The organism is Spirosoma lacussanchae (genome assembly GCF_005870035.1).
GTDB lineage: Bacteria > Bacteroidota > Bacteroidia > Cytophagales > Spirosomataceae > Spirosoma > Spirosoma lacussanchae.
Genome location: NZ_SWJG01000001.1, coordinates 565,802 through 580,475 on the forward strand (window position 1 = coordinate 565,802; position 14,674 = coordinate 580,475).

Consider the following 14,674-nt stretch of genomic DNA (forward strand, 5'->3'; position numbering starts at 1 on the left):
TTAGAATGAAAAAGCTGTTTACGCTTTGTTTTCTGGTAAGTCCGTGGTGGAGTATGGCGCAATCGAACGGGGCCTTCGGGTTTCAATACGACCAGCGGCCAACCGTCAGCGTCAACGGCCAGGCCGTGCTGAACCCCTGGGTGGGCGGGCTGAACGCAACCCAGTACTCGACCCTCCGGCTCAACGATGATACCCGCGACGATCTGGTTGTATTTGACCGGACTACCAACAAGCTCAGCACTTTTGTGGCCATCGATAACCCGACCGGTAGTGGAATTGCCTGGCGGTACGCGCCCGAGTATGAAGCCATTTTTCCAACCGTTTACAGCTGGCTGCTGCTGGTCGATTACGACGGCGATGGCCAAAAAGACCTCTTCACCAACGGTGCCAGCAGCATCCGGCTGTTCCGGAACGAACCCGTCAACGGTAGACCCGTATTCCGGCTGGTATCTGCCGAGCTCATGACCGAAGGATACGGCGGCCGACAGTCGCTCTACGTGGCGGGTGTCGATACACCGGCCATTCTCGATTATGACAATGACGGCGATATCGACGTACTCACCTTCGACCCCTCGGGCGATCAGATTTCGTATCAGCAGAACATGAGCGTGGAGCGCACCGGCAAACGCGACGGCCTCGACTTCAAACGCACGTCGGGACCCTGCTGGGGTTATTTTAAGAAAAACTTCTGCAACGACTTTGTCTTCGGGCTGGAGTGTGGCGACGCCCCGGCCTCCGTTGAACCGATTACGGCGGGGGCGGTAGCCATAAAGCCACCCCTGGCCGGTACGAATCCTAACGGTCGGCCGCTGCACTCGGGCAATACGCTGACGGTGGTCGATACCGATGGCGACGGCAATAAAGATTTGCTGTTCGGGTTTGTTACCTGCTCTAACCTGGCCCGGCTGCGGGGGGCGGGTCCCAACTCGAACGTAGCCCGTTTTGTCGGCTTCGACAGTTTGTTTCCGGCCAGCAAGCCGATTGTGTTTCCGGCGTTTCCGGCGGTATCCTGGGAAGATGTAGACGGCGACGGGCAAAAAGATTTACTGGCTTCGCCCAACGTCGGGTATAATGAAAATCAGGTCTTCGATTTCCGGGCTTCGGGCTGGTATTATAAAAATCGCGGCAACAACCGCAACCCTAATTTTCAGTTTGTACAGACCGACTTTTTGCAGAAAGACATGCTCGACCTGGGAGAGAATGCTACGCCGGCCCTGGCTGATCTCGACGGCGACGGGGATGCCGACCTGCTGGTGGGCTTCGACGGGCTGCGTACCGGAACCAATTACCGGGCGGGCTTATGGCAGTTCGAAAACCAGGGCACCAACCAGAATCCGGCCTTTGTGCTCGTCACGACCGATTATCTGGGTATCAGCCAGTCGCTGGCGCTGACGTCGGTGCTGCCCCAGCTCGTAGATATCGATGCCAACGGCAGTGTTGATCTGGTGCTGACCGGTACCGGTGCGCGCAACGTAGAGATGCGGGCGCTGGTGAATACGGCTCCGAAAGGGTCGGCTGTCCGGTTCGACCTGAGTCGGGCTGTCAGCTGGGCGCTGCCCGGTACGCAGCAGATCGGCGAGCGACCGACGCTGAGCGATGTGGACCGTGATGGTCTGCTCGACCTGCTGCTCGGCAAAAACGACGGCACCATCAGCTACTACCGCAACGCTGGCTCGGCGACCAGCCCTTCGTTTCAGCTTCAGAACCAGACCTTCGGCGGGTTAACAGCCAATGTGTTTCAGGATCGGGCGCGGTCGCTGGTCGTGGCTGACCTGAACGGCGACCAGAAAGCAGAGCTGATTTCGGCATCTGACCACGGCGAGCTCCGCATCTACCGCTTTCCCGACCGGCCCGACCAGCCTCTCACCCTGCTCGACTCGCTGCCGCGCCTGGGTCTGCCGGGCGCGGGACTGGTGGCGGCTGTGGCTGACCTCGATGGCGATCAGCTGCCCGACCTGATGCTGGGTAGCCGGGCAGGGGGGCTGCGCTACCTCAAAAACACGTCGCAGAAAGTAGTCGTTACGAGTACCAAACCCGAAGAGCCAGCCAGTCCGTGGGCCTTCCCAAACCCGACCGATCATTTTCTGACGGTGCGTCCCGCCTTTACCGGTCAGGTCGAACTGCTGTCGTTAGCCGGTCAGGCGGTATTGCCCGCCCAGCCGGTACGGGCTGGTGAAGAGACGCTGCTGGATGTCAGTCAGTTGGCCGATGGAACTTACCTGCTCCGGCTCACGGGCGAAAACCGGTCGGTGCAGGTGCAGAAAGTGGTTGTCTGGAAGTAGCAAAAAAACAGTTTGGGGCTTCGGCGGTTAGAGACACATACGGCTGAGTCATGGCCTGTAACGTGCCCTGACCAGCCATAACCTGATCATCTCAGCTACGAAAAACCAGTATGGAAAATACAAACAACGCCGATCAGCAGCGCGTCGACCAGAATACGGGTGGCCCGCTGGAGGGTATGTCGCCCCAGAACACCAACGTACCCGAGAACAATGACGAGATGGACGCAGTGGTCTACGCAGGGCTGGGCGTTAATAACGACCCTGACGTGATGAACCCCGGCGATGAGGAAGCGACCGACACGCTGCTCTACACCGATACCGCCACGGCCCGCCATGCGACCGATGAAGTATCGAACGCCGAAGACATGGACGACACCCCCGCCGATCTGCTCGAAGACGATATCTCCGATGATGAACTGGATCGGGAAATAACCGAACTCGCCGAAGACGAGGAAGCCAGCAACGAGCGGTATTAGCCAGCAACGAAACCAGCGTTTTGTGGGTGGTTTTTCAGCGATGACCAGGGGTAGGGCGCCACGTCGTACAGCCACCGATCATCCTTGGGAAACCACCTCTTTTTGTGGTAAAGCAGGCAGATAGACGGTGAACGTAGCGCCCTGACCGGGCTGGCTGCGGGCGCTAACGTAGCCTTTGTGGTTTTCCACTACTTTTTGCACAATGGTGAGGCCTATGCCGGTGCCGTCGTATTCGGAGCGGGTATGGAGTCGCTGGAAGATGGTGAAAATCCGGTCCAGGTATTTCTCGTCGAAGCCAATACCGTTGTCGATCACGCTGATGGCATAAAACAACCGACTACTGTCAGACGCAGCGATCGGCTGACCAGGCAGAGGTCGCACAGCACTACCGGAAACTTGTTCGCAGTCGATACGGATATGTGGCTTCTGTTGGGCAGGGGCTGGTTTGACGAACTTGAGCGCGTTGCTGAGCAGATTCTGAAACACCTGCCGGAGCTGAAGCGCATCGCCCAGGACAGCGGGCAACGACGTTACTTCGATCTGCGCCTGTTTCGCCTGAATGGCGGCTTCGAGGTCGGTCAGAACATCACTCACCACCTCCTGCAAGGATATTGTCCGGAAAGGCTGCGACTGGGTCGATAGCCGTGAGAACGTCAGCAAATCAAGAATAAGCGTGTTCATCCGGCTCGCGGCCGACTGCATCCGGTCAATCAGCTCACGACTGTGATCGTCTACGGCCGGACTCGACTGGCTCCTCAGAATTTCGCCAAACGACTGAATCTTACGGAGTGGCTCCTGCAGGTCGTGAGAAGCTACGTAGGCGAACCGTTCCAGGTTCTGGTTTGACCGTTTCAGGTTTTCGATCAGCAGGTTGAGTTCCTGCTCGTGGTGCTTGGCCACCGTAATATCGATGAACGTTATTACCAGTCCGTCGCCCAGCTTCGAGATCGATATGTCGTACCAGTTCTCGATACCGTTGATGCTGATCCGGCTTTCAAAGCGTTGAGCTTCGCCCGTTTCGACGGTGTGGATACAACGCGGCAGCAGCTCCGGCTGGGCCAGCGTGGCAGGCTGGTTGAACAGTGTATCGCCGATCAGCTGGTTGACTGGCTTCCGGATCAGGCGGGCGGCTGCGTCGTTCGCCAGCCGAATCTGGAGATCGTACAGCGTGCCCGTCTCGTTGCGCAGAGCCTCGCAGGTGACCATCCCATTGATAGAGCCGTTTAGAATACGTTCGGTAAGTTCTTTCTGCTGGCGGAGGGCGGTAATATCGACCAAGGATGCAGCCAGTCCGTCACCGTACCGCTGGAGGGTCAGCGAGAACCAGTTCATACTGAGCTGGTCGTTAAGTTGTGGCTGAAATTCAACCTCGTACGGCTGCCCAGTTTCTACAACGCGTCGGGCCTGCTCCCAGATGTTGACGGTATTGGCGGTAGGAAATAAGTCGGTAGAGTTGCGGTTGAGCATGTCCTGTTCGCTCATGCCCACTATTTCTTCTGCTTTTCGGTTGGCCAGTATGAGCCGAAAGTCCTGAATCTCGCCCAGCGCCGTACGGAGGCACTCGAACAGCATGATGGCGTTGCCTGACAGGCTGAGTGCGGCCCGGAGTTGAACCGGGTTTTCGGACGGGGTCATAGATGGGCTTTTCATAACGTCGTTGAGCTACGGCACTAACTTCATACAAAGCAATAAAAATCAGCCATATAACGTATGATGGAATCGGTTTGTTTCATCTGGATACCTGTCAATCAGTGGGTTGTCACCTGTGTGGCGTACATAGTACATACCGGGTAAGTCATCAGATGCAAATGAAATGCCAGAACAGGTTCTCCCAGGATAAAAGCCGGAGCTATTCATGAATCGGAGAGGGGTATGGCCAACAACTCCACGGCATGAATGCCGAGGCTATTCATTTGTCGGATGAGCCGGGACCGACCAGCAATAATCAAGTCGAAACAATAGACAAAAAAACAAATGAGTCGGCCAGCTACGACAAATGCCTGGCCCTGGCATTCATGCCGTGAAAAAAGGGACTATATCCGCCAAGATGCAGCTCAAAAAAATAGACCGCAAAAACGAACGAGCCAGCCAGCTACGACAAATGAATAGTTACGGCATTCATGCCGGAGGCATAAAAAATCCCCACTCGATTGAGCGGGGATATGAGCCTCCTACGGGATTCGAACCTGCGACCTACGCATTACGAATGCGTCGCTCTACCAGCTGAGCTAAGGAGGCTTTTTGCTGTTAGCGGGTGCAAATATAGGGCCAAAGCCCCATAATGCACAACTCATGATACAATTTTTTGCAGCCGACCAGGCATTTTTCGGTAAATTTGCCCCATGATTTCCATCACGAACCTGTCGTATTACCTCGGCAGCCGCGCGCTCTACGAAAACGCATCGCTGCACATTAAGCCTAACCAGAAAATCGGTCTCATTGGCCTCAACGGTACCGGCAAGTCCACCTTACTCCGCATCATCAATGGCGAATATCAGGCCGATGGCGGTACTATCTCCAAAGCCGGCGACGTTACGCTGGGTTTCCTCAACCAGGATCTGCTCAGCTACCAGACCGATGACTCCATCCTGTCCGTAGCCATGCAGGCCTTCGCGCGGCAGAACGAGCTCCAGCGGCAGATCGACGAGCTGCTGCACGAGATGGAAACCAACTATCGCGATGAGCTGGTCGATAAACTCGGCAAAGTGCAGGAAGAGTTCGACGCCCTCGATGGCTATACCGTACAGGCCCGGGCCGAAGAAATCCTGGAAGGACTCGGTTTCTCGACCGATGACCTGCAAAAACCCCTGCGGACGTTCTCCGGCGGATGGCGCATGCGCGTGATGCTCGCTAAACTGCTGCTCCAGAAGCCGTCGCTGCTGATGCTCGATGAGCCGACCAACCACCTTGACTTACCCTCTATTCAGTGGGTCGAGAAATATATTCAGACCTACGAAGGAGCCGTCATCGTCGTATCGCACGACCGCGAGTTCCTCGATAACGTAATTGACGTGACGGTTGAAGTAGCTGGTGCCAAACTAAATTACTACCCTGGCAATTATTCGTTCTATCTCGAAGAAAAGGCGCTGAGGAACGAAATCCAGAAAGGCGCTTACGAAAACCAGCAGGCCAAAATCCGGCAGACGGAGCGGTTTATCGAACGCTTTAAGGCCAAAGCCACGAAGGCGAAACAGGCCCAGAGCCGCGTTAAACAGCTGGCCCGCATGGAGCTGGTCGATGCGGTGATCGACGAAACGGCCCGGGTGAACTTCAAATTCCAGTTTTCGACTCAGCCCGGCCGACATATTCTGCACCTGGACGACATCACGAAGGCCTACGGGCCCAAGCGGATTCTGACCAGGGCCGATATCCGGCTGGAGCGGGGTGACAAAGTAGCGCTGATCGGTGCCAACGGTCGTGGTAAGTCGACCCTGCTGCGGATTATCTCTGGTTCGGAGCCGGTTAACGAGGGTAAACGCCAGCTGGGCCATAATGTGTCGTTCAGCTTCTATGCGCAGCACCAGCTGGAGTCGCTGAGCGTTGAGGATACGCTGCTCGACGAACTGAAACATGCCAACCCGACCAAGAGCGAAGGTGAGCTGCGGGGCGTACTGGGCTGTTTTCTGTTTTCCAACGATGAGGTATTCAAGAAAATTAAGGTCTTGTCGGGGGGCGAAAAATCGAGGGTAGCCCTGGCCAAGGTGCTGCTGTCGCAGGCCAATTTCCTGCTGCTTGACGAGCCAACCAACCACCTCGACATGCAGTCGGTGAACATCCTGATTCAAGCGCTCGAACAATATGAAGGAACATACGTAGTCGTATCGCACGACCGCTATTTCGTTTCGCAGATTGCCAATAAGATCTGGTACATCGAAGATGAGCAGATCAAAGAATATCCGGGTACGTACGATGAGTACGAATGGTGGATGGAAGAGCGAAAGGAGCAGGGCGGCAATACCAAAGCGGTTGACAAGAAACCCACGCCTGCCCCCCAGCCAGCCAGCACCGCCCCGCGCGCCAGCGACGACGAACGGAAGGAGTGGCAGCGAACCCTGAAGAAACTGACCCAGCAGGCCGAAGAATCGGAAACCAAGATTAGCCAGCTGGAGGAACGCAAAAAACGACTCGAAGCCGAACTGGCCGACCCCGCTACCTACGGCGACAGCAAGCTGATGCAGGCTAAAAACGACGAATACCACCGCGTCAAAGCCGAAATCAGTCAGCTTCAGGACGAGTGGGAGAACGCCATGCTCGAAGCCGAAGAGTGGGAAAAGAAACTAGCCTGATCCCGACAAACCCAGTCTAACCGGCTGGGTTTTTTCATGTAATGGGGACTGTAGACGGGCTTGCCCGTGGCTCCCTACCTGACATTCTCCCTGTGGTCGGGTTTTCGACTGGTGCCGTAGGGGCGGTATATCGATAGAAACGGATTGCCTGACCGTATCTGAATGGCCAAGTTGATCGCATACCAGTAGAAAACCCGGAAACCCCACACCTGCGAAGGCCGACAGGAAATTGGCTCGTTTGTTGAGCAAAGTAAACTGATTAAACCGGCCAACCCTGCATACAGACGCCTAATTTCGCCATCGCAACTGACGGTTTGCTGCCAAAACCCGTTTAGTAGATACCTGCTTCTGCTGATAACATCGCCCATGATTTCGTACCGCCTGCTGATTATGTGTTTGTGGATGGCCTCGGTTGCCGTTCCTGTCTCTGCCCAGTCCGTTCCGGCGGTTGATCAGATTTACGACCCCAAAATTCAGACCGTCCTGCTGTTTCCGCAGCTGGTCGCCAACGCAGCCGACAACCCGTCCGAAACGCTAAACCCGCCAGTTATCGCGCTCGACGAGACGGCCTTTCTTCAGCTTGAATTCGATGACCTGACGGCCAATTACCGGTCGTTCCGGGCTAAACTGATGCACTGTAATGCCGACTGGAAGCAGTCTGTGCTGAACGATATCGAGTTTACCTACGAGTATAACGACAATCCCATCACCGACTACGCCGTATCGATCAACACCAAGGTGCCGTACTATCACTACAAGTTTCCGGTGCCGCGGGTCAAACTGCCGGGCAATTACCTGCTTATCGTTTACGACGAACGTAACCGGAGCAATATTATCCTGACGCGCCGGTTCAGCACCTACCAGAATCGGATTCGGGTCAACGCAGCCGTTGCTTTCTCGTCGGATCCGTCGCGGCAGTTTACCGATCAGCAAATCGATCTGGCCATCGACTATCGGGGGTATCAGGTGATTTCGCCCCAGGACGATTTCAGGGTCGTTGTCCGGCAGAACTACCGCGACGACCGGACTATCGGCGGACTGCGGCCTACCAACGTGCGTGCCTTCGATCAGGTGCTGGAATACCGGCTGATCGATCTGAGCAACACCATGCCCGGCGGAAACGAATTTCGTTTTTTCGACATACGAACGGTACTATCGCGGGCTAACTTCATTGACCGCATCGAGCGCCCTGCCGACCGCAACATTGCCTATGTTCAGCCCGACCAGGCGCGTAGTCGGGGGGCCTATATCCAGAGCGACGACTTCAACGGGCAATACGTGATCGACCACCGCGAAACGGGCAACGGCGCTACCGGCGCTGACTACATCGAAACCGTATTTACGCTGCGAATACCCGAGTTGCCGGGCGTAGATGTATTTGTGAATGGCGCCTTTAACCTCTGGCGACTGGACGACCGCAATCGTATGGCTTTCGACGCGGTATCGGGTACGTATCAGGCGGCTATCCTGCTCAAACAGGGCGTTTATAACTATGATTACATCGTTCGGACGAATGGCCAGCCCCCTCGGGTCGATGAAGGGTATATCGAAGGAAACTACTCGGCTACGGAAAACGAGTACGAAGTATTTGTCTACCACCGTCCGCCAGCTGCCCGCGCCGACCAGCTAGTTGGCTACCGGCGTATGGGCGTCAACCGGCGGTAATGAATATCAAAAGGCCCGAATGATTAGACAATCGTTCGGGCCTTTTGGATACTTTGGCTAGGCACTGTGGAGGAACTCCATGATGTCACCATCCTGCACGACGTATTCTTTTCCTTCGACGGACAGCTTACCAGCTTCGCGAACACCCGCTTCGGTCTTGAACTGCTCAAAGTCGGGGAGTTTCATGACCTGCGCCCGGATGAACTTGCGCTCAAAGTCGGAGTGGATGACCCCGGCGGCCTGCGGAGCTTTCCAGCCCCGGTGGATAGTCCAGGCCCGTACTTCCTTCACACCGGCCGTGAAGTAGGTAATCAGTCCCAGCAGCCGGTACGATGCTTTGATCAGCTGGCTCAGCCCCGACTCGGTCAGGCCGTACTCGCCCAGAAACAGCTCCCGCTCATCGGGGTCTTCCATCTCCGCAATCTGTGACTCGATACCGGCGCTGATAATAATGACTTCGGCACCTTCGTCTTTTACCGCTTCGCGCAGGGCGTCGGAGTACTGATTGCCATTGGGCAGGCTGCCTTCGTCCACATTGGCCACGTAAATGACCGGTTTCACCGTCAGCAGCGAGATGTCGCCGATGGCGGTTTCGCGCTCTTCGGGCGACACCTGTACAGTGCGGGCGCTACGACCGGCTTCCAGGGCTGCTTTAAACTGTTTCAGTATTTCGAGCTCGACTTTGGCTTTGGCATCACCCACGCGGGCTGCCTTGTCGATCCGCTGAATTTTCTTGTCGACCGATTCGAGGTCTTTCAGCTGTAGTTCGGCGTCGATAATTTCCTTGTCGGCAATGGGGTTCACTTTACCTTCTACGTGAACGATATTATCGTCTTCGAAGCAGCGGATCACGTGAACGATGGCATCCACCTCGCGGATATTAGCCAGAAACTTATTTCCCAGACCCGCGCCCTGACTGGCTCCTTTGACCAGGCCGGCAATGTCGACAAACTCGATAATGGTTGGAACAACGCGTTGCGGCTTCACCAGACTTTCGAGGGTGTCGAGCCGTTCGTCGGGTACGGTGACTACACCAACGTTGGGTTCTATCGTACAGAACGGGTAATTGGCGGCTTCGGCCTTGCCGCTCGATATTGCATTAAACAGGGTTGATTTGCCGACGTTCGGTAACCCCACAATTCCACATTGTAAGCCCATAAGAGAATGCGTGATGGAGCGATTGAGAGGGGGCGGGAGCCGTAGCTACAGGTTTAGCTGGCCCATCTTCCCATTCGCTCTATCGCTAAATAGTTTAGACAAAATTACAACAAAAAAAGCCTTCGGCATGGGCCAAGGGCTGAATAGGATTTTGAAAACGAGTGAGTAGAGTCAGATCATGCAGCTGGTGTTCAGTTATTCCCACTTGAGTTCGCTGCTGGCGTAGTCGTCCGATTCGTCGCGTTCGCGCTGGGCAAACTGCGAAAAGTCGACATCGGGCATGAGCTCCGTTTTAACGTGATCTACGGTTTCCTGAAGGGCTTCGATAAACTTGTCGAAGTCTTCTTTATAAAGAAACATTTTGTGTTTTTCGTAGGTGAATCCTTCGCCCTGCGGCTGTCGGCGGCTTTCAGTTATGGTCAGGTAATAGTCGTTCGCGCGGGTGGTTTTTACATCGAAGAAATACGTTCGTTTGCCCGCCCGAACCCGTTTGGAGTAAATCTTTTCCCGTTCTCTTTCGTCCACAATGCGTTAGGTTTAGTGCGTTCGTAAACGCTAAAGTACGTTCATTCGTATGAGAACAAAAAGAATTGAACAACAATATTTTGGGGCGAAAAACCCTCACATTCGGGCCAGGTTGTGGAGACCATTCCACAGATTTTTCGGTAAAGCCTTGTCTTTTAGGCATATATGATGTATCTTTGTAAAATAGGAATTGCACTTTTTGGGGATGGAGATTTGGCCCCTGCAACGAATGCAGCCGCTCCATTGCATTATTCACGTAACCAATAGCTGTATGAGTGTAATCATGTCCATTATGCTGTTCTTTAGCAGCATAAAACCGGCGGAGACTCTACCGAGTCTCATACAGAAAGGCAAAGCGTCTTTTTATTCCAAAAAGTTTAACGGCCGAAAGACGGCCTACGGTGAGCGCGTCAGCGCCGAAGCCCTCGAAGGCGCCCATCGTTCGTTCCCACTGAACACCCTGGTTGAAGTTACTAACCTTGACAACCAGCGTACCGTAATTGTACGAATCAATGATCGTGGTCCTTTTGCCAAAGGCCGTGTCATTGACCTGACCCACGCAGCCGCCCGTGCTTTAGGCATGATCTCGAAGGGCGTTGCCAATGTTTCGCTCCGGGTTATTGGCAAAAGCCAGTCCGTTGCTTTCGCACCCGCTCCCTCAGCGTTCAGTGCACCCGTTGCTTTCCAGCCCTTGCTGGAGCCGGTTCTTTAACAACCGCCCGGATGTATTAATCCGGTCCTGTTCCCGCCCGATACCCCGCTGTGCAATTCCTGACGGGGGTGTCGGGCGGGTTCGTTTTTTGTGTACCTTACCCCTATGAAACAACCACTTAACCTGGGGCAGGTACGTTCGTTCGGCAATGTCGAATTCCTGGCCCGCCAGCTGGTCGAAGGGTTTATTACAGGCCTGCATAAATCACCTTTTCATGGCTTCTCAGTTGAGTTTGCCGAACACCGGCTCTACAACACCGGCGAAACCACGCGGCATATCGACTGGAAAGTATACGGCAAAACGGAGAAACTATTCGTTAAACGCTACGAAGAAGAAACAAACCTCCGCTGCCACCTGCTCGTCGATACGTCCTCGTCCATGTATTACCCCGAGAGCAACTACGGCAAAATAACCTTTAGCGTAATGGCTGCGGCCTGTCTGGCCTATATGCTCCAGCGTCAGAAAGATGCGGTGAGCCTGACGGCCTTTGCCGATCAGATCGACCTGCAGACGCCTACCAAGTCGACACCCTCGCACGTACACAAGATCTTTACCCAGCTGGACCAGCTCATGCTTCAGCCCAAGCCCCTGCGCCGGACATCGGCTGCGGAGGTGATTCATGAAGTAGCCGAAAAAATTAACAAGCGGTCGCTGGTGGTGATTTTCAGCGATATGTTCGATAACTCGGAGAAATCAGATGCCTTGTTTTCGGCGCTGCAACACCTGCGCCATAATCTGCACGAGGTGCTTCTGTTTCACGTTACGGACAAAAAAACCGAAGAAGACTTTGCCTTCGATGAGCGGCCTTATGAGTTTATCGATCTGGAAACGGGCGAGAAAGTGAAGGTACAGCCCGGCCAGGTGCGCGATACGTACCAGCAGGCCGTTAAAAACTACTTTCAGGAGCTAAAACTCCGTTGCGGTCAGTACAAGATCGACTTCATCGAAGCCGATATAGCCCAGGGGTTCGAGCAGATTCTGACTGCCTACCTGGTAAAGCGGACAAAAATGAGGTAGTCCCCCAGAACGGTTATTGCCAACGGGCCAGGAAACTACTACGAATCCGGTCAGACGAATAAAGCCAAAGGCCAGCGTACCTAGTCGCGCTGGCCTTTGGCTTTATTCGTCTGACCGGGCATCGAATGCCGGGAACTGGCTTATTTTTTCACGCTGGCCTTGGCGTTGGCTGGGGCCGCAGCCGGCTTTTTGGCGGTTGCCTGCTGGCGTCTGTGGAAACCGATAAAGTCTTCCAGCTGCTCCATGGGCAACTTGCGCGCAATGATCTTTTTGTCTTTATCGAGCACGTAAATCGTGGGCGTGGTCCAGACATCATACTGACGGCGATAGTCGGTACGGAAGCTGTAATCGTACGCGTTGATGGCTTTCTGGAGTTTGAACTCCCGAATGAATTTCTTCCACTCGTCGGGGCTTTGCTCAACCGCGACCGCAACTACCTCAACGCCTTTGCTTTTGTTCGCATCGACAAACTGCTGCAGTTTCGGAGCGCTCTCGCGGCAGTGGCCGCACTGCGGATCGTAGAAGAAAACGACCGTGTACTCCGACCTGATGTTGGCAAAGGCAATGGGTCGGCGAAGCGTGTCGCTGACGTTAGGTATCGAAAGTACTTTACCAACCAGCGTAGGCTTCAGCGACTTAACCCGCTCGCCAATCTGCCGGATCGTTGTCGAGTCGGTAATCGGCATCACGCCCGTCGCGTAATACTTTTCGAACATGTGAACATAGAGCCCGTCGGTGCCCATAATTTTGGGTTGTTCATACTGGCTGGTGATATACCAGATGGCATACGACTTTACTTCTTTCGACTTCCCTTTTATGGCGTTGTTCACGATGAAGTCGGCCTCTTTGATGAGTGAGTCGGGCGTCTGGACGGTCAGTTCTTTCAGGTAGCGGTCAAGCTTGCGTTGAAAGATAGGGGTGCGAACAAACCGCTCGTCGGCAAAGTCGAATCCGTCCCAGAAGTGACTTTTGTAATAGTTGAAGACCCAGTTTGAGTCAGCGCGGCCGTTGGCGAGTTTGGGGGCGGCTGGTATGTCGGGTTCGGCGGTGGCTTTCAGAAGTTTGACGGCAAACGTACCGGCGTTGTCTTTGAGAAACTGCTCGCGGTAGGTCTGGGCCTGCTTCTGCAGGTCGGCCAGTTGTTTGTTGGTGACTGCGGCTGATACGGCGTCGTCGCGGAGTTTTTTCTGAACGTTGAGCGCCTGAGCTTCCTCGTAAATCTTGCCAAGCTGCTGCTGGTACGTATAGAAGAGAGTGTTCTCTTTTGAGCCGGTGATTTTCATCTCCCGTACGGTATTGGCCGTGTCGGTCTCGAACGAAAAATTCTGGTTTGCCTCGTCGATCAGGAATTCGATGTAGCGATTTTTGGGTGTCACAACGATATACAACCCACCGGGCAGGCGCTTCGTACCGGAAAACGTCATCGACCCGGTTGCGTCGACCCGGGCCGTATCTTTCGGAATGTACTGGGTAGCGCCAAAGTAATGAGCCAGCACGCAGGTCGTGTCTTTGAGGCCCTGTATGCGACCTTTGATCGCAAAGCCGTCAGCCGGCGCCGGCGACTGCGCCCAGCCGATCGTTGTCAGCACTACGATAAGTATAGAGGTTAGTATAAGACGGTTGTTCATAGGGGGTGGTACGTATCTTCGCGGCTGTGAAATGTCAAAAATACAGGTTTCGATTTGTAAATACGTCAGCTACAAAACGCTTGCCATCCCGGCTGTAGTCTATGTTTTATTTCTTTTCTAAAGTTCTCAGCTACTTTATCACGCCGGCGGGCTGGCTGGTGGCTCTGCTGGTGCTGGCGTTGTTCACCAAAAACCACCGGCGCCGGCTGGTGGGTGGGGCGCTGGCCGTCTTCTGGTTATTTGGCAATACCTTCCTGATCAATGAGTTTGCCCACGGGTGGGAATATGGCCCCGTAGCCGTTCCGACTGATACCACAGCCCGCATTGCTGTCGTCCTGACCGGCGGCATGATGGATGGGATGACGCCCATACCGGACCGGCGGTTTCTGCTCGACCGAGAGGCCGATCGGGCCGGGCAGGCGCTGTATCTGTACAAACAGGGAGCAGTCCATACCATTCTGATTAGTGGCGGCAACGGCGACCTTCCGTTTCAGCCGGGGATCGTAAGTGACGAAGGTCAGATGACGGCGCGTTTCCTGGAAACGGCGGGGGTTCGCCGGGAAGATCTCATACTCGAAAACAAGTCGAAGAATACGCGCGAAAATGCCCTGTTCACAGCTCGTCTACTGCGGCAGCAGTTTGGTACCAACCGTTGCGTGCTGGTCACCTCGGCCTGGCACATGCGTCGGGCGGTGGGTTGTTTTCGAAAAGCGGGTGTTGAGGTGGTGCCGTTTCCGGGCAGCTTCATGAGCCATCAGCGCACGTTCGTGCCGGCTGACTGGCTGCTGCCCAACGCGCAGGCTTTTCAGGACGCATATTACCTCGTTAAAGAAGGGGTGGGGTATATGGCGTACCGCCTGGCCGGGTACATTTGAGCCGAAACAGGCCCGCGCTGGGACGCGGGGCCTGTTCCGGCGTCTGACTG

The 14,674-nt window shown here is 54.9% G+C and carries 11 protein-coding genes and 1 tRNA gene; 7 read left to right on the top strand and 5 right to left on the bottom strand.

The genetic code is table 11. The features are described 5' to 3' along the window. Positions 1 to 5: 5 nt before the first annotated feature. Both FBR45_RS02315 and FBR45_RS02320 read left to right on the top strand, forming a co-directional pair. Positions 6 to 2,282, top strand: coding sequence for an FG-GAP-like repeat-containing protein (locus tag FBR45_RS02315; RefSeq protein WP_138498966.1), 2,277 nt, complete (start codon positions 6 to 8; stop codon positions 2,280 to 2,282). A gap of 110 nt (positions 2,283 to 2,392) precedes the next feature. Continuing rightward, a complete protein-coding gene (locus FBR45_RS02320; RefSeq protein WP_138498968.1) occupies positions 2,393 to 2,758 on the top strand; it encodes a hypothetical protein in 366 nt (121 codons plus the stop codon). 78 nt (positions 2,759 to 2,836) lie between these two features. Here the strand turns inward: FBR45_RS02320 and FBR45_RS02325 are convergent, their stop codons facing one another. Both FBR45_RS02325 and FBR45_RS02330 read right to left on the bottom strand, forming a co-directional pair. After that, on the bottom strand, positions 2,837 to 4,408 hold the full coding sequence (locus FBR45_RS02325) for a sensor histidine kinase (RefSeq protein WP_138498970.1): 1,572 nt from the start codon (positions 4,406 to 4,408) through the stop codon (positions 2,837 to 2,839). Between the two features lie 515 nt (positions 4,409 to 4,923). After that, positions 4,924 to 4,996, bottom strand: a tRNA-Thr gene (locus FBR45_RS02330). Between the two features lie 104 nt (positions 4,997 to 5,100). On the opposite strand from FBR45_RS02330, the gene FBR45_RS02335 reads away from it, so the two are divergent. After that, positions 5,101 to 7,044, top strand: a complete 1,944-nt coding sequence (locus FBR45_RS02335) for an ABC-F family ATP-binding cassette domain-containing protein (RefSeq protein ID WP_138498972.1) — start codon at positions 5,101 to 5,103, stop codon at positions 7,042 to 7,044. Positions 7,045 to 7,434: 390 nt separating this feature from the next. Continuing rightward, the gene (locus FBR45_RS02340) at positions 7,435 to 8,709 is read left to right on the top strand and encodes a type IX secretion system plug protein (RefSeq protein ID WP_449448570.1); all 1,275 of its coding nucleotides are present in this window, start codon (positions 7,435 to 7,437) and stop codon (positions 8,707 to 8,709) included. Between the two features lie 57 nt (positions 8,710 to 8,766). Here the strand turns inward: FBR45_RS02340 and ychF are convergent, their stop codons facing one another. Together ychF and FBR45_RS02350 are read right to left on the bottom strand one after the other, a co-directional pair. After that, positions 8,767 to 9,867, bottom strand: a complete 1,101-nt coding sequence (ychF, locus tag FBR45_RS02345; protein ID WP_138498976.1) for a redox-regulated ATPase YchF — start codon at positions 9,865 to 9,867, stop codon at positions 8,767 to 8,769. A 195-nt stretch (positions 9,868 to 10,062) separates the two neighbouring features. Next, positions 10,063 to 10,392, bottom strand: a complete 330-nt coding sequence (locus FBR45_RS02350) for a DUF3276 family protein (protein ID WP_077920722.1) — start codon at positions 10,390 to 10,392, stop codon at positions 10,063 to 10,065. A 271-nt stretch (positions 10,393 to 10,663) separates the two neighbouring features. On the opposite strand from FBR45_RS02350, the gene FBR45_RS02355 reads away from it, so the two are divergent. Together FBR45_RS02355 and FBR45_RS02360 are read left to right on the top strand one after the other, a co-directional pair. Then, on the top strand, positions 10,664 to 11,104 hold the full coding sequence (locus FBR45_RS02355) for a septal ring lytic transglycosylase RlpA family protein (RefSeq protein ID WP_138498978.1): 441 nt from the start codon (positions 10,664 to 10,666) through the stop codon (positions 11,102 to 11,104). A gap of 105 nt (positions 11,105 to 11,209) precedes the next feature. Further along, positions 11,210 to 12,121 (top strand): DUF58 domain-containing protein, encoded by a 912-nt coding sequence (locus FBR45_RS02360; RefSeq protein WP_077920723.1) that lies wholly within the window; start codon positions 11,210 to 11,212, stop codon positions 12,119 to 12,121. 140 nt (positions 12,122 to 12,261) lie between these two features. On the opposite strand, the gene FBR45_RS02365 is transcribed toward FBR45_RS02360, so the two are convergent. Then, the gene (locus FBR45_RS02365) at positions 12,262 to 13,749 is read right to left on the bottom strand and encodes a thioredoxin-like domain-containing protein (RefSeq protein ID WP_138498981.1); all 1,488 of its coding nucleotides are present in this window, start codon (positions 13,747 to 13,749) and stop codon (positions 12,262 to 12,264) included. Between the two features lie 101 nt (positions 13,750 to 13,850). Here FBR45_RS02365 and FBR45_RS02370 point away from each other — a divergent pair, with 101 nt between their 5' ends. After that, positions 13,851 to 14,624: a YdcF family protein gene (locus FBR45_RS02370; RefSeq protein ID WP_138498982.1), complete on the top strand. Its 774-nt coding sequence runs from the start codon at positions 13,851 to 13,853 to the stop codon at positions 14,622 to 14,624. Positions 14,625 to 14,674: the final 50 nt, after the last annotated feature.

Bases quoted from the DNA above. Each gene is read 5' to 3' on its own strand.
- FBR45_RS02315 (WP_138498966.1), top strand. From the start codon at position 6: ATGAAAAAGCTGTTTACGCTTTGTTTTCTGGTAAGTCCGTGGTGGAGT.
- FBR45_RS02320 (WP_138498968.1), top strand. From the start codon at position 2,393: ATGGAAAATACAAACAACGCCGATCAGCAGCGCGTCGACCAGAATACG.
- FBR45_RS02325 (WP_138498970.1), bottom strand. From the start codon at position 4,408: ATGAAAAGCCCATCTATGACCCCGTCCGAAAACCCGGTTCAACTCCGG.
- FBR45_RS02335 (WP_138498972.1), top strand. From the start codon at position 5,101: ATGATTTCCATCACGAACCTGTCGTATTACCTCGGCAGCCGCGCGCTC.
- FBR45_RS02340 (WP_449448570.1), top strand. From the start codon at position 7,435: ATGTGTTTGTGGATGGCCTCGGTTGCCGTTCCTGTCTCTGCCCAGTCC.
- ychF (WP_138498976.1), bottom strand. From the start codon at position 9,867: ATGGGCTTACAATGTGGAATTGTGGGGTTACCGAACGTCGGCAAATCA.
- FBR45_RS02355 (WP_138498978.1), top strand. From the start codon at position 10,664: ATGAGTGTAATCATGTCCATTATGCTGTTCTTTAGCAGCATAAAACCG.
- FBR45_RS02360 (WP_077920723.1), top strand. From the start codon at position 11,210: ATGAAACAACCACTTAACCTGGGGCAGGTACGTTCGTTCGGCAATGTC.
- FBR45_RS02365 (WP_138498981.1), bottom strand. From the start codon at position 13,749: ATGAACAACCGTCTTATACTAACCTCTATACTTATCGTAGTGCTGACA.
- FBR45_RS02370 (WP_138498982.1), top strand. From the start codon at position 13,851: ATGTTTTATTTCTTTTCTAAAGTTCTCAGCTACTTTATCACGCCGGCG.